Source organism: Pseudomonas paraveronii, assembly GCF_963681955.1.
GTDB classification, from domain to species: Bacteria; Pseudomonadota; Gammaproteobacteria; order Pseudomonadales; family Pseudomonadaceae; genus Aquipseudomonas; species Aquipseudomonas paraveronii.
Window position 1 is genome coordinate 4,436,619 of the sequence record NZ_OY817130.1, and the last position, 13,068, is coordinate 4,449,686.

Here is a 13,068-nt window from a genome sequence, read left to right on the forward strand (position 1 = left end):
GGTATTGCAGATAAACCTCTAACTTTTCAGGAAACGCCTATGTCCGTCGAAACAATCAACACCCTGGTAGTCGGCGCAGGCCAGGCCGGCGTCGCCATGAGCGAGCACCTGTCGCTGATGGGCGTGCCGCATATCGTGCTGGAGCGCAGCCGCATCGCCGAGCGCTGGCGTTCGGAGCGCTGGGACTCGCTGGTCGCCAACGGCCCGGCCTGGCACGACCGCTTCCCCGGCCTGAAATTCGAGGGCATTTCCCCCGAAGCCTTCCCGCCCAAGGAGCGCATGGCCGACTACTTCCAAGCCTATGTCGAGATGCTCAACGCCCCGGTGCGCACCGGCGTCGAAGTGCAGCAAGTGGAGCGCCATGTCGGTCGCCCCGGCTTCAAGGTGACTACCTCGGCGGGCGTGATCGAGGCCGCTAACGTGGTGGCCGCCACCGGCCCGTTCCAACGCCCCTCGATCCCGGACATCGTGCCCGCCACCGCGCCGCTGCATCAGTTGCATTCCTGCGCCTACAAGAACCCCGGCCAACTGCCCGAAGGCGCCGTGCTGGTGGTCGGCGCCGGTGCTTCCGGCTCGCAGATCGCCGAAGAACTGCAAAAGGCCGGCAAAACCGTGTACCTCTCGGTCGGCGAACACTACCGCCCTCCCCGCGCCTACCGCGGCCGCGACTACTGCTGGTGGCTCGGCGCCCTGGGCCTGTGGGATGAAGTCAAAATCCAGCCGAAGAAAAAACACGTGGCCTTTGCCGTCAGCGGCTACGAAGGCGGCAAGACCGTCGACTTCCGCCGCCTCGCGCATCAAGGGATCAACCTGGTGGGCGTCACCGAACAGTGGAACGCAGGCGTCATGACCTTCGCCCCTGGCCTGGCCGCCAACGTGGCAGAGGGGGATCGAGCGTACTTCGAGGTACTGCGCGACGCCGATGCCTATATCGAGGCAAACGGCTTGCCGTTCCCCGAAGAACCGCAAGCCTGGGAACTGCTGCCCGACCCGCAATGCCTGCTTGACCCGATCCTCAGCCTGGACCTGGCCGAAGCCGGCGTGACCACGATTCTGTGGGCCACCGGGTTCAAGTTCGACTTCAACTGGTTGAAGGTCGATGCGTTCGACGAGAACGGCGAACCGTTCCACAAACGCGGGATTTCGGCACAGAGCGGGATCTACTTCCTGGGCCTGCCGAATCTGGTGAACCGGGCGTCGTCGTTTATCTATGGGGTTTGGCATGATGCGAAGTACGTGGCAGATCACATCGTGTTGCAGAACGAGTACATGGCGTATGGCAAGGCTTAGCGCCTTGCTCCCAGCAGCCTTCCAACGACCGATCCGCTACAATCGCCGCTTTGGACATTCGCCAAGGAGGCAGCCATGAGCGTTCGTGGTCAAGATCGACAGATCGACAATATTGAATTCAATGTCAGCGACATTGCCCGCAGCAAAACTTTCTACGGCCACGCGTTCGGATGGACGTTCGTCGACTACGGCCCGACCTATACCGAATTCAGCGATGGCCGGCTGACGGGTGGCTTCACCACGGGGGAGCCGGTGCGGCCGGGCGGTCCTTTAGTCATCTTGTATGCGGACAATCTCGAGGACGCGCAGCGGCGGCTCAAGGCTGTGGGCGCGGTGATCTCCCGCGAAACCTTTTCGTTCCCCGGTGGAAGCAGGTTCCACTTCATTGATCCTGACGGCTATGAACTGGCCGTTTGGACAGCGCAACAGTAAAGACTGAGCTTTTATCGATTGAGCGAGCGCATGGTTTTATACATGCGCAAACTGTCCTTCCCCACTTTTATGCTGTTTCTGTGCTTGCAGGGTTGTGCAGAGATACCCACCCGTTCGGATGTAAATGCCGGATTGGCCCCCTGCACCTCGTCGTCGCCCCGATTCTCCTCCTCCAGTCTCCGCCACATCGGCCGATAACCTTATTAGCCGCAAGCCTATTGCATGCGTCCACTCACTGGATCGAGCCCGTCGCCATGAATCCACTCAACTTCCTAAAAAAAGCCCGGGCCGATCGTCAAGGCACCGCCACCCTCACCTGCACCGCCAATGAGCTGGAGTCTTCATTGGCTAACCTGCGCATCGCGCCGGTGCTGATCACCGGTTTCATCTCCCCTCACTTGGACATCGACCAGGTCGCCGCCAAGCTCAAGCGCCGCTTCCCGCAAACCAGCATCAGCCTGTGTACCTCCGCCGGCGAGTTGTGCAACGCGGCGAATTCGCTGTATTGCACCACCGGCGAGCGCTGGGACCGGATTGTGCTGCAGCTGTTTGACGACAGCCTGATCGCCTCCGCCGAAGTGGTGATGGTGCCGCTGGAGTGTGAAGACATCCGCAGCGGCGGCAAGCGCATGGGCATGAAGGAGCGGATTGCCAAGCTGACGAGCAATATCAAGCGCGTGCAGGCGCACACACTGATCGACCATCGCGACACGCTGGCCTACGTGGTGTTCGACGGGTTATCGGCGTCGGAGTCGTTTTTCATGGAGGCGCTGTATGAATCGGGGCGTTTCCCCTGCCTGTTTGTCGGCGGGTCGGCCGGGGGCAAGCTGGATTTCCAGAAAACGCTGATCCATGACGGCCAGCGCAGTTACCAGAACCACGCACAAATCGTGTTCCTGAAGACCGCCGCGAATGTGCGTTTTGGCGTATTTAAAAGCCAGAACTTCAAACCGGCTGATTTGACCTTCAACGTGCTGACCGCCTCCGAAGAGGACCGCACGATTGACCAGGTGATCGACAGCGCGGGCAATATCAAGAGCATGGTGCAGGCGCTGTGTGACGCCTTCAATTGCGCGCCCCAGGCGCTGGAGTCGAAGTTGGCGGATTATTCGTTCGCCATCCGCGTGGGCAATGAGTTGTTCGTGCGCTCCATCGCACGGATCGACTATGAACACCAGATCGTCCAACTGTATTGCGACGTGGCACCCGGCGAGGAGTTGGTGATGGTCCGGCGCACGCCGTTGCGTGAGGCCACCCGCGTGGACTACGAGCAGTTTCTGCGCGGCAAGGGCGGGCAGCCGGTGGCGGGCATTCTCAATGACTGCATTTTGCGCAGGCTGAACAACGCCACCGAATTGGGCAGCATGGCCGGGACGTTTGGCGATGTGCCGCTGGCAGGGATGTCGACCTTTGGGGAAATCCTGGGCTTGAACCTGAACCAGACGCTGACCGCAATTTTCTTCTTTCGGGTGGCCAAGGGCGCCAGCTTCAGCGACGAGTACGCGGACAATTTCATTGCGCACTACGGCGAGTTCAAAGCCTTCTTCCTACGCCGCCAGGTGAATAAACTGGCGGGATTGAACCATGTAGTGGTCAAGCAGATTGCGGCGTTCAAAAACAATGACTTCAGCGGCGCCCTGAATACCCGCGGGCTGGACAGCAATATTTTGCCGGTGTTCGAGGGCCTGGCGGACCTGGGCCAAGTGTTGGCCCAGGCCGAACGTCAACACGCGGAAATCTCCTCGCAGATCAAGCATTACTCCGGCGAGTTGCACGCCTCGATGGACGAACTGGTTGGCACCATCGACCAGCAGAACACCGTGTCTGCGAAGGCCGGGGCGACGGTCGAGGGCTTGTCCAGCCAGGCCGATGATGCCGTGGTCGGTGCGCGGACCCTGGCCGGTTCGAGTTTGCGCATCCAGTCGATTGTGCAGGTGATTCAACAAATCGCCGGCCAGACCAACCTGCTGGCGCTCAACGCGGCGATCGAAGCCGCGCGCGCTGGCGACCTGGGCCGGGGTTTTGCGGTGGTGGCGGACGAGGTGCGCAAGCTGGCGGAAATCACCCGCAAGAATGCCGCAGAAATCGGCGTGGATATCGACCTGTTATCCGGCGAAATCCAGCGTGTTGCCCAGCAGATTGAAGACCAGTCCAGCGGCGTCGGTGCCTTGCGCGAAATGCTCGATGCACTGGAGGCGTCAAGCCGTGCGACAGAGGGGACTGCGCAACGGACCAAGACGATTGCGGATACGCTGACTGGGCTTACGCATGCGTAGACCCCCATGGGGTCTACCTCGGATGCTCAACTAGCTTGAACAGATTGCTCAGCCGGATCGGGCGCGTGTTGGAAGAGGTTTGATTACGAGGCCATCGAGTATAAACCGAGGGGGCCGGCCTTCAGGGGAATCGGCGCCCGGAGTGAAATATTGCATAGGGGGGCCAGGTATGTGATGCTCCGCACCTCATAGGTAGGGGGGGTATATTGTGAGCCATATAGCGGCAAACAAAGACAGTCTGATCAAGCGTGTCAAACGCATTGCCGGTCAGATTCAAGCGGTGGAAAGAGCACTGGAATCGGACAGCGATTGCGCCAAGACCCTGCACCTGGTCGCCGCCACACGCGGCGCCATCAACGGTTTGATGGAAGAAATCATCGAAGAACATGCCAGGGCGCATGTGGCGGACCCATCCCTCAGCGAGGAAGAACGTAACCAGGGCGTAGAAGAGCTGCTTGAAGCCATTCGGCGGTACTCGAAATGAGCCTCGATCACGCGCACGGTCACACCCACGAGCATGTCTTCCTCGGCGCGGCCCACGAAGAAAACGCCAAGCGCACCTTATGGGTGGTGATGCTGACGGTAGTGATGATGGTCGCGGAAATCGCCGCCGGCGCCCTGACCGGTTCGATGGCCCTGCTGGCCGACGGTTTTCATATGGCCACCCATGCGGGTGCGTTGGGCATCGCCGCTGCGGCCTATGCCTATGCCCGGCGCCATGCGTCCAGCCCGCGCTTCAGCTTCGGTACCGGCAAGGTCGGCGATCTGGGCGGCTTTGCCTCGGCGCTGATCCTGGCGCTGGTGTCTCTGGGCATTGGCATCGAGTCGATCATGCGCCTGCTGCAGCCGACCGAGGTGCAGTTCGGCACGGCGACGCTGATTGCCGTGGTGGGACTGGTGGTCAATATCGTCAGTGCGCTGTTGCTCGGCCACGGTCATAGCCACGGGCATGACCACGAGCACGAACATGGCCATGGCCATGGCCATGGCCACGATAACAACCTGAGATCCGCCTACGTGCATGTGCTCGCCGACGCGCTGACCTCGGTGCTGGCGATTGCTGCGTTGCTGGCGGGGCGGTATCTGGGTTGGGTCTGGCTGGACCCGGCGATGGGCATCGTCGGCGCCATCGTGATTGCACGCTGGGCCTGGAGCCTGATGGGCGTGACCGCCGGCGTCCTGCTCGATCAGACCGACGTGCATGTTGCCGCAGAGATCCGAGAACTGGTGGAACAAGCGGGCGACGCGACGATTACCGACTTGCACGTCTGGCAGGTAGGGCCAGGTGTGCATGCGGCAATCGTGAGCGTCGTCGGCCACGCCACAGCGGATGCCGACAGCATTCGCGAGCGCCTCAAACCGGTGCATGAAGTAAGTCACCTCACCGTCGAGTTTCGCACGCTCGGTGCGGCGTAGCGGCGACGCTGGGCGACTCACACGCCTTACGTGCGCCCTACTGACCCGGAGACCGGAAGATTACCGAGCAACTTCAGCCCGGTACTCTTCACGAACGCGTCATAGTCCATCGGCCGCTGGATGCGCGGGTCGGGGTAGAACAGGTTGGTGCGTTCCTCGCCCTTGGCATCCTGCAATTGCGCGGCGTTCAGACGCTCGACCACCACCAGCGGCGTCTTGCTGGTCTGCGAATAGAGCACCGCAAAATTGTCGGAGCACAGGGCCAGGGGGCGCATACCAGCAGGCACGGTGGCGGTGTTGATGGGTTTCGCGGCGGGGAAAAGATCGGCACAGCCATCAAAGGACGCGCGTTGCTCGGTGGCGGTATAGAGGTTGGGCAGACTGCGAGCGTGGGCCACGGTCGAGAGCAAAACAAGGGCCGACAACCCGACTGCAAGGTTGCGTAAGTGCATGCTTTAGATCTTTTTGGTAAGGGTAAACCGATGACCACCGACGGTGGTGCGGGGGCTGTTGATCCTGAAAAGCCTGGTTAGTGCCACACGGCGGCCCCTGCTCTATGCTTGGGCCGCGAGCTGCAGCCCACCTGCACAGACAATTGCGCTCAATGGACGGCAAAAATCAGCGTTTGATTGATATGACCACATTGGCGATTCTGAACATCGGGCTAAACTCCGATACCCAGTCATGCTCCGCAAGGGAGTCAGCGTGCCATGCAGTCCACCCTCAAACTACTCGATCAACCCACCCGATATATGTTCTTCACCGGCAAGGGTGGCGTCGGCAAAACGTCGGTCTCCACCGCGGTGTCAATCGCACTGGCTGACGCAGGCAAGAAAGTACTGCTGGTCAGCACAGACGCCGCCTCGAACCTTGATGAGATGCTCGGCGTTGAGCTGAGCAATCAACCTGTCGCGGTGCCGCACGTGCCTGGAATGTTCGTGCTCAATATCGACCCGGGGACCGCAGCCATTGACTATCGGGCGCGGGTGGTCGAACAAATGGGCGATCAGGCCAGCGATGAAGACATTGCCCTGGTGCGCGAGCAACTCTCAGGGGCATGCACGACCGAAATCGCAACCTTCGATGAGTTCTCGCACCTGCTGTCGCAGAGCAGCGCGGCCTACGAGCACATCGTGTTCGATACCGCGCCCACGGGGCACACGCTCAGACTGTTAAGCCTACCAAAAGCGTGGAGCGGCTTTTTGAAGGGCAATGATCGTGGTGCGTCATGCCTGGGGCCGCACTCAGGCTTGAAAATGCAGGAGCAGCTATTCAATCAGGCATTGGCGGCGCTCAACGATCCAGCCTTGACCACTGTTGTACTGGTGACCCGCCCTGATAAAGGCGCACTCGGCGAGGCGGCACGCTCCAGCGATGAGCTGCGTGAATTGGGCCTGAAAAACCAGCGCATGGTGGTGAATGCGGTGTTTAAACGCAGCAATTTGCATGACCCGATCGCAGCAGCGATCGAGGCCGTAGGCCAACAGGCGCTCGACGAGATGCCCGCGTCGCTGCGCCAGCTTTCAGCCGACTACATCCCACTCAAGGCAGTCGATTCCGTGGGCCTGCCCGCACTTCGCGCACTGCTGACCCCGGAGCTTGCTCGCCCTGCCAGCACTGCAGCACCGACACCGGCACGCCTGGAATATCACGCACTCTCGGAATTGATCGCCGAGCTAGCCCACGACCAGCACGGCTTGATCATGGTCATGGGCAAAGGCGGTGTCGGCAAAACCACCATTGCCGCCGCCATCGCGTTGGGCCTCGTGCAGCATGGCAAGTCCGTACACCTGAGTACGACAGACCCTGCCGCACATCTGGCGGTAACCCTCAACGCCGAGGTGCAGGGGCTCAGCGTTGGCCGCATCGACCCTAAGGTCGAGACCCAAAAATACGTGGACAAGATCGTCGCTTCCCGCGCGCCAGGCCTGACGGCAGACGAAATAGCCTTGCTCATCGAGGATCTGCGATCCCCCTGCACCGAAGAGGTCGCGGTGTTCCACGCATTCTCCCGCGTGGTTGCTCAAGCCAAAAGCGCATTCGTGGTATTGGACACCGCCCCCACCGGGCACTCCCTGCTACTGATGGACGCCACAGGCGCCTATCACCGCCAGATGGTTCGCGAATTCAAAGGCAAAGCCTCGGACCACATCGTCACGCCACTGATGCGCCTGCAAGATGCGGACTACACCAAAATCATCCTCGTGACGCTGCCCGAAGCCACACCGGTGTCTCAGGCGGCGGCGCTGCAGGATGACTTGCGCAGGGCCAACATCGAACCGTTTGCCTGGGTGGTCAATAAGTCGCTACTGGCCACCGATACGACAGACCCGCTGCTGCGAGCGCGCCTGGATAGCGAGCGCAAACAAATGGCGAGGGTGGCCGACGAAACCCAGCACGCCGTCATCGTGGTGCCCTGGACAGCGGAGCCGCCGGTTGGCGTCGCCGGGTTGAAGCGCCTGCTGGACTGAAGCGATACGCGGCGAACTCATGCTGTGCGCCTGGATTGCTGGAGCAAATCCCAAGCCCAAAAAAGCCTGCATCGCTGCAGGCTTTTCTCTGTCTGGCACGCCCCGGACTCGAATAGAGAAACAAGCATCCGTTTTGCAATGAGACCCTGCTGATTTATATCCCTACGATTATCCCAATCAAGTTCGTACTTTATGCGAATTCTTCGATGTTCCATCAGCACGGCAGCAGCAAGACGTAGGCCTGTCTGTACTGGGTTTATCAGAACCGTATTTATCGCCAGACAGCCTTCAGACCCGCTCTTAGCGTTGATACAAAGCTTTTCAATGACGGATCTTTCTCGGCGTGCTGCTTAAGCCTGCCGATGAAAATCCACTCATATTCCGCCCAAAAAATTCGAATCGTTTTGGGTGATTTGCAGTCGAATACAACTTGATAAATTCTTGTTTCTCGCTGCTGAACGACGACGCATTGCTCAAGGCAAACCAACACTCGTTGCCCTGGCTCCAGGGTCGGAGCATTCAGCGGAAGGCGCTTCTCAATTGCTGTTTTCCGCATGATGACTGCCGTCCTTAAAATTCAAAAACCTTACGCGCTGCATCAAAAGCAAGGGAGATCCGCTGCGCCGAGGCACTCATCTGGAGCCTTTGCGCATGACGCCCTACGGGGCGTTCAACAATCACGCAAAACCGGCCGCACGGTCGTGCACCTGCAAAGCCACGCCTTGGGCGGACCTACTCGGCGCCGCGTGGCTCAGGTGCTTCGACAATCCTGCTCATGACTAGCCTCAAGCGACTCATATGTGCATAATATTATCATGCAATGATAATAGAAAGGCAATCGACTCGCCCCTGCTTCAGGCAGGGGCGAGGTCTTTTAATCAATTGCGGGGTGGCAAATACATGCATGAGAACAGCAATACGTGAGCGCTTGGAGACCCGTATGAAACGTGAGGACGTAAAAACCAAATACGCTGAAGGCATTCAGTTTGATACCCATTTGATTGCCAACCCGGCCAATACCCAGGAGTGGATCGTCTTCTTTAAAAAGGATGCAGGAAGAAGCTTCTTCCTAGTCAATGACAACGAAGAAATCGAACCCTTTCGGTACCTTGATGATTTGATTCATGAACTGCGAGAAATCGGTATCAAGGTTGCTGAAATTCACTTTTGAATTGTTTTCCTTGGAGTGTCGTCATGTCCGTCAAAATCGAGCAGCTATCTAGCCAGAGTGAACATCGGTGGTCTGTGTGCATTGGAGCCAGGCGCATTCAATTTCGCAATGAACAGGGCGCAAAAGATTACGCAGAAAAGCTAAAAGAGCGTATTGAAGCCCCGCACTCATTCCCTCGCGCATTGTCGTCCGCCGACAAGCGCGATAGCAGCGAACAATAATATTTAATGAATTTCTATTAACGCTAACATTACGACAACACAGTATTGCTACTTCCGTAGCGCGCCGTGGAGCTTCTGCTCTCGACCCAGTGGCCGCATGGGGTTCTGGGTAGGTCAGCGTGGAACACACGCAGAAAATCGCCAGCTCGTAGTGAGCTGGCGAATCGGACGACGCGCGTGTTTCCTGATGCGCTATTTAGCCGCGCACGTAGGCCACCAAAGCGTCAGCGAAGGACTCAGTGGTACCGGCTCCGCCCATATCGGGTGTCACTTGATCACGGGAGTTTTCCAGAACAGCGCGGATAGCGGTACGCACGCGTGTCCCCTTGTCCACCATGCCCAGGTAATCAAGCATGTCTGCGGCAGCCAACAACAATGCACATGGGTTCGCGATGTTCTTGCCGGCGATGTCCGGCGCCGAGCCATGGACCGCTTCGAAGATGGCCGCATCGGCGCCGATGTTGGACCCCGGCGCCAAGCCCAAGCCACCGACCAGGCCAGCGCACAAGTCTGAAAGGATGTCGCCAAACAGGTTGGTGGTGACGATGACATCAAATTGATGGGGGTTCATCACCAACTGCATACAGGCGTTGTCGACGATCATCTCGTGGAATTCGATTTCCGGATAATCCGCAGCAACTTCACGCGCCACATCAAGGAACAACCCGGAGCAAGACTTGATGATGTTGGCCTTGTGCACCGCAGTCACTTTTTTACGGCCTTTGCTACGAGCCAGCTCGAACGCGTACCGCACGATGCGTTCAGAGGCTGTGCGCGTGACGCGAATGCTCGCCAGAGCAACTTCACCGTCCTCCGAAATACTCTGCCCTTCTGGCAGGTACGCCCCTTCGGTATTTTCGCGCACCGTGATGATATCGATATCTTCGAAGCGTGAACGAGTGCCAGGGAAACTGATCGCTGGCCGGACGTTGGCGTAGAGATCGAAGTGGCGGCGAAGGTGAACGTTGATCGAGGAGAAGCCGCGGCCAATCGGCGTGGTCAGAGGGCCTTTGAGTGCGACACCGTGTTTGGCGATCGTCTCGATGGACACGGGCGGCATCAGTTGCCCATGCTGCTGCAAGGCCTCCAAACCGGCCTCAACGAAGTCATACTGAAGATTGCAGTCAAGGGCATCGAGTACGCGTAGCGTCGCTTGCATGATCTCAGGGCCGATGCCGTCACCCTTGATGATTGCGATGGTTTTGCTCATGGTCTCTTCCTTAACAGCGCTTTGTCAGCCTGCTGTTTTGATGGGGGCATTGAGACTGGTGTCACGAGTCTGCTGATAGGCATTGACTGTCTGACGGCTTTCACCGCGGCAGAGTGCCGTGTGTCATCCTCCGCGCCGTGACTGCGCAGGTCATCACGGATCAATTGACGAGCGACCTGAGTGGGTGTCAGCTCTCGCGTCGCACAAAACGGGCATGAACGCGACTGCTACGAGCGAGCGCCCGGATCAAGCGTGCAGTCATTTGCTCCACCGATAACGCGCATAACATTAACATACAATGCTAATTCCACGTGGTGGAAAGCAGCGTTTTCCCGATGAGACAAAGGTCTTAGAACGCCTGTGCGTGGCAGGGCCAGGTCGCGTTTAGGCAGGCATAAAAGAAGACGAGTTGTGGCTCGGTTCATTCAAGAACGGATGATCTTGCAAATGGCGGGCTGTCGATATTCAGGCGCTGCGGCGGCTGGATGCACACTGAGTGCGACAGTTGCCAACCGTGCAAAAGGTCGTGCAACTGCCGCACATCAGCCTGATGGACCTCCGCTTACAGCGGGTAGTGCGCTGGGTAATGCAGCTTCGCAACACCGGTGTCGATAGCGGCCTTGGCCACTGCGCCGGCGATTGCACCGAGCAGGCGAGCATCGAGTGCTTTGGGGAGAATGTAATCGCGCCCAAACTCAAGCTTATCGACATTGAATGCTTGCAGCACTTCCACAGGGGTTGGCTCTTTGGCCAATTGGCGCAGTGCTTCCACTGCCGCAATTTTCATCGCTTCGTTGATCCGGGTTGCCCGAACATCCAGGGTCCCGCGAAAGATGAACGGAAAGCCCAGAACGTTATTAACTTGGTTCGGGTAGTCAGAACGACCGGTCGCCATGATCAGGTCATCACGTGTGGCCATGGCCAGTTCGTAGCTGATTTCAGGGTCGGGGTTTGAGCAGGCAAACACGATCGGCTTGGGAGCCATCGCCGCCAGCGCTTGCGCCGGAAGAAGATTGGCTCCAGACAGCCCCACAAACACGTCAGCACCGCTCATGGCTTCCATCAGCGTAAGCGGGCCACCGTCGTTAACGAATTGTGCTTTGTATGGGTTGAGGTCTTTGCGGGCGGAGTGGATGACCCCGGTGCGATCGACCATGTACAGATTGCTTTTTTGCGCGCCAAGACTGAGCAGCAGGCGCATGCAGGCCGTGGCTGCGGCACCCGCGCCGAGGCAAACGATTCTCGCGTTCTACAGCGTTTTGCCCTGAATTTCCAGCGCATTGAGCATACCGGCCGCAGTGACGATGGCGGTGCCGTGTTGGTCGTCATGGAAGACCGGGATGCTGCACAGCTCGATCAGGGCTTCTTCGATTTCAAAGCACTCAGGGGCTTTGATGTCTTCCAGATTGATGCCACCAAAGGTGTCAGCAATACGCACGACTGTGTCGATAAAGGCCTGGGAACTCTCAGCATTGACTTCGATATCGATCGAGTCGATGCCGGCAAAACGTTTGAACAGCAACGCTTTGCCTTCCATGACCGGCTTGCTGGCCAAGGGGCCTAGATTGCCGAGGCCCAAAATGGCCGTACCGTTTGTGATCACGGCCACCAGATTGCCTTTTCCGGTAAAGCGATAGGCGTTCTCCGGGTCCTTCGCAATTTCGCGAACAGGCTCGGCTACGCCGGGGCTGTACGCCAGTGCGAGTTGGGCGGCGGTGTCGGCAGGCTTGGTCAGCGCAATGCCGATTTTTCCTGGGGTTGGGAATTCATGGTAATCCAGTGCAGCCTTTTTGAAGTCGGTAGTCATGCGAGCCCCTAATTAGACGTTGATTACAATCTTATGTTAACACTATTATAATGCAAGGCAATGAGATCCTGAGCCACAGACCAGGATCACATTGCCGGTTTGAATGCTGCTGATGAAGGGGTTTATCAGCCGTCAGACTCACTCTATTGGCCCTAAGAATTCAGGGCGGGCCTGTATTTTTTGGCCAATAGAGCCCTCCTATGCTTGAACCCGTCTTAGGCCACCTTGTGTGGCCGTTTTTTTTTGCGCGCACGAATACCCAATGCGCCACGACCTAAGCGCGGCACATCGGGATTCAGGGGTTTCTCATTGCGTTTTGGGTGCTGATCCACGCACTTCGACAATCGTGCGAATGGAATTCAGGGAACAGGATGGGGGGCGTCGACTCTTTCTTTAACAGCGCTCAATCGTTACAGACATGATCAACCTTCCTGAGTGCAGCTCTCAGAAATGAACTTCGGCGGACTTGATACCCAGCTCGCGAAGCTCATGGATCAGATCATCGAGGCGTCCAAATGACTCCACTTCCTCATTGTCATTGACCAGAAAATAGCTTCTCCCTGCATCCTTCTTGAACAGAATGATCCACTCGTGCGTGTTGGCCGGATTGGCTATCACGTGGGTGTCGAAGTGCATGCCTTCCCCGTGGTTGGTTTTGACATCTTCGCGTTTCATGCGGGGTCTCCGGGCATAGGGTTCAGCTCTCTGAGCACTGAATCTAGAGCGTCTCAGGTGTTGTGCCGAGGCTAGACCAATTGCTTTGCTATTATCACA

General features: G+C 58.3%; 12 protein-coding genes and 1 pseudogene. 8 read left to right on the forward strand and 5 right to left on the reverse strand.

All coding sequences use genetic code 11. From position 1 onward, the window contains the following. Nucleotides 1-39: 39 nt before the first annotated feature. The 5 genes from U5A08_RS20410 to dmeF all read left to right on the forward strand — a co-directional run bounded on the left by U5A08_RS20410 (nucleotide 40) and on the right by dmeF (nucleotide 5,414). A complete protein-coding gene (locus U5A08_RS20410) occupies nucleotides 40-1,290 on the forward strand; it encodes a flavin-containing monooxygenase (protein ID WP_321848328.1) in 1,251 nt (416 codons plus the stop codon). Nucleotides 1,291-1,365: 75 nt separating this feature from the next. Next, nucleotides 1,366-1,722: a VOC family protein gene (locus U5A08_RS20415; protein WP_198717608.1), complete on the forward strand. Its 357-nt coding sequence runs from the start codon at nucleotides 1,366-1,368 to the stop codon at nucleotides 1,720-1,722. Nucleotides 1,723-1,976: 254 nt separating this feature from the next. Then, on the forward strand, nucleotides 1,977-3,998 hold the full coding sequence (locus U5A08_RS20420) for an FIST N-terminal domain-containing protein (protein WP_253397587.1): 2,022 nt from the start codon (nucleotides 1,977-1,979) through the stop codon (nucleotides 3,996-3,998). A 208-nt stretch (nucleotides 3,999-4,206) separates the two neighbouring features. Beyond that, nucleotides 4,207-4,482, forward strand: a complete 276-nt coding sequence (locus U5A08_RS20425) for a metal/formaldehyde-sensitive transcriptional repressor (protein WP_017849380.1) — start codon at nucleotides 4,207-4,209, stop codon at nucleotides 4,480-4,482. After that, on the forward strand, nucleotides 4,479-5,414 hold the full coding sequence (gene dmeF, locus U5A08_RS20430) for a CDF family Co(II)/Ni(II) efflux transporter DmeF (protein WP_321848331.1): 936 nt from the start codon (nucleotides 4,479-4,481) through the stop codon (nucleotides 5,412-5,414). Before U5A08_RS20425 ends, dmeF begins: the two co-directional genes overlap by 4 nt. Nucleotides 5,415-5,440: 26 nt before the next feature. On the opposite strand, the gene U5A08_RS20435 is transcribed toward dmeF, so the two are convergent. Next, a complete protein-coding gene (locus tag U5A08_RS20435) occupies nucleotides 5,441-5,866 on the reverse strand; it encodes a DNA/RNA non-specific endonuclease (RefSeq protein ID WP_253397591.1) in 426 nt (141 codons plus the stop codon). A 258-nt stretch (nucleotides 5,867-6,124) separates the two neighbouring features. Here U5A08_RS20435 and arsA point away from each other — a divergent pair, with 258 nt between their 5' ends. Then, entirely contained in the window at nucleotides 6,125-7,885 is a 1,761-nt protein-coding gene (gene arsA / locus U5A08_RS20440) for an arsenical pump-driving ATPase (protein ID WP_321848332.1), read from the forward strand. Between the two features lie 271 nt (nucleotides 7,886-8,156). On the opposite strand, the gene U5A08_RS20445 is transcribed toward arsA, so the two are convergent. Then, nucleotides 8,157-8,441: a hypothetical protein gene (locus U5A08_RS20445; protein WP_198717603.1), complete on the reverse strand. Its 285-nt coding sequence runs from the start codon at nucleotides 8,439-8,441 to the stop codon at nucleotides 8,157-8,159. Nucleotides 8,442-8,825: 384 nt separating this feature from the next. On the opposite strand from U5A08_RS20445, the gene U5A08_RS20450 reads away from it, so the two are divergent. After that, nucleotides 8,826-9,056 (forward strand): hypothetical protein, encoded by a 231-nt coding sequence (locus U5A08_RS20450; RefSeq protein WP_017845892.1) that lies wholly within the window; start codon nucleotides 8,826-8,828, stop codon nucleotides 9,054-9,056. A gap of 23 nt (nucleotides 9,057-9,079) precedes the next feature. Further along, nucleotides 9,080-9,277: a hypothetical protein gene (locus U5A08_RS20455; protein WP_321848335.1), complete on the forward strand. Its 198-nt coding sequence runs from the start codon at nucleotides 9,080-9,082 to the stop codon at nucleotides 9,275-9,277. 196 nt (nucleotides 9,278-9,473) lie between these two features. Here the strand turns inward: U5A08_RS20455 and U5A08_RS20460 are convergent, their stop codons facing one another. The 3 genes and pseudogenes from U5A08_RS20460 to U5A08_RS20470 all read right to left on the reverse strand — a co-directional run bounded on the left by U5A08_RS20460 (nucleotide 9,474) and on the right by U5A08_RS20470 (nucleotide 12,969). Next, nucleotides 9,474-10,487, reverse strand: coding sequence for an isocitrate dehydrogenase (locus tag U5A08_RS20460; protein ID WP_198717601.1), 1,014 nt, complete (start codon nucleotides 10,485-10,487; stop codon nucleotides 9,474-9,476). Between the two features lie 562 nt (nucleotides 10,488-11,049). Beyond that, nucleotides 11,050-12,294: pseudogene (locus U5A08_RS20465) on the reverse strand (malic enzyme-like NAD(P)-binding protein). A 444-nt stretch (nucleotides 12,295-12,738) separates the two neighbouring features. After that, a complete protein-coding gene (locus tag U5A08_RS20470; RefSeq protein ID WP_198717600.1) occupies nucleotides 12,739-12,969 on the reverse strand; it encodes a hypothetical protein in 231 nt (76 codons plus the stop codon). Nucleotides 12,970-13,068 lie beyond the last annotated feature (99 nt).

Bases quoted from the DNA above. Each gene is read 5' to 3' on its own strand.
- U5A08_RS20435 (WP_253397591.1), bottom strand. From the start codon at position 5,866: ATGCACTTACGCAACCTTGCAGTCGGGTTGTCGGCCCTTGTTTTGCTC.
- U5A08_RS20420 (WP_253397587.1), top strand. From the start codon at position 1,977: ATGAATCCACTCAACTTCCTAAAAAAAGCCCGGGCCGATCGTCAAGGC.
- U5A08_RS20445 (WP_198717603.1), bottom strand. From the start codon at position 8,441: ATGCGGAAAACAGCAATTGAGAAGCGCCTTCCGCTGAATGCTCCGACC.
- U5A08_RS20455 (WP_321848335.1), top strand. From the start codon at position 9,080: ATGTCCGTCAAAATCGAGCAGCTATCTAGCCAGAGTGAACATCGGTGG.
- U5A08_RS20470 (WP_198717600.1), bottom strand. From the start codon at position 12,969: ATGAAACGCGAAGATGTCAAAACCAACCACGGGGAAGGCATGCACTTC.
- U5A08_RS20460 (WP_198717601.1), bottom strand. From the start codon at position 10,487: ATGAGCAAAACCATCGCAATCATCAAGGGTGACGGCATCGGCCCTGAG.
- U5A08_RS20410 (WP_321848328.1), top strand. From the start codon at position 40: ATGTCCGTCGAAACAATCAACACCCTGGTAGTCGGCGCAGGCCAGGCC.
- dmeF (WP_321848331.1), top strand. From the start codon at position 4,479: ATGAGCCTCGATCACGCGCACGGTCACACCCACGAGCATGTCTTCCTC.
- arsA (WP_321848332.1), top strand. From the start codon at position 6,125: ATGCAGTCCACCCTCAAACTACTCGATCAACCCACCCGATATATGTTC.
- U5A08_RS20450 (WP_017845892.1), top strand. From the start codon at position 8,826: ATGAAACGTGAGGACGTAAAAACCAAATACGCTGAAGGCATTCAGTTT.
- U5A08_RS20415 (WP_198717608.1), top strand. From the start codon at position 1,366: ATGAGCGTTCGTGGTCAAGATCGACAGATCGACAATATTGAATTCAAT.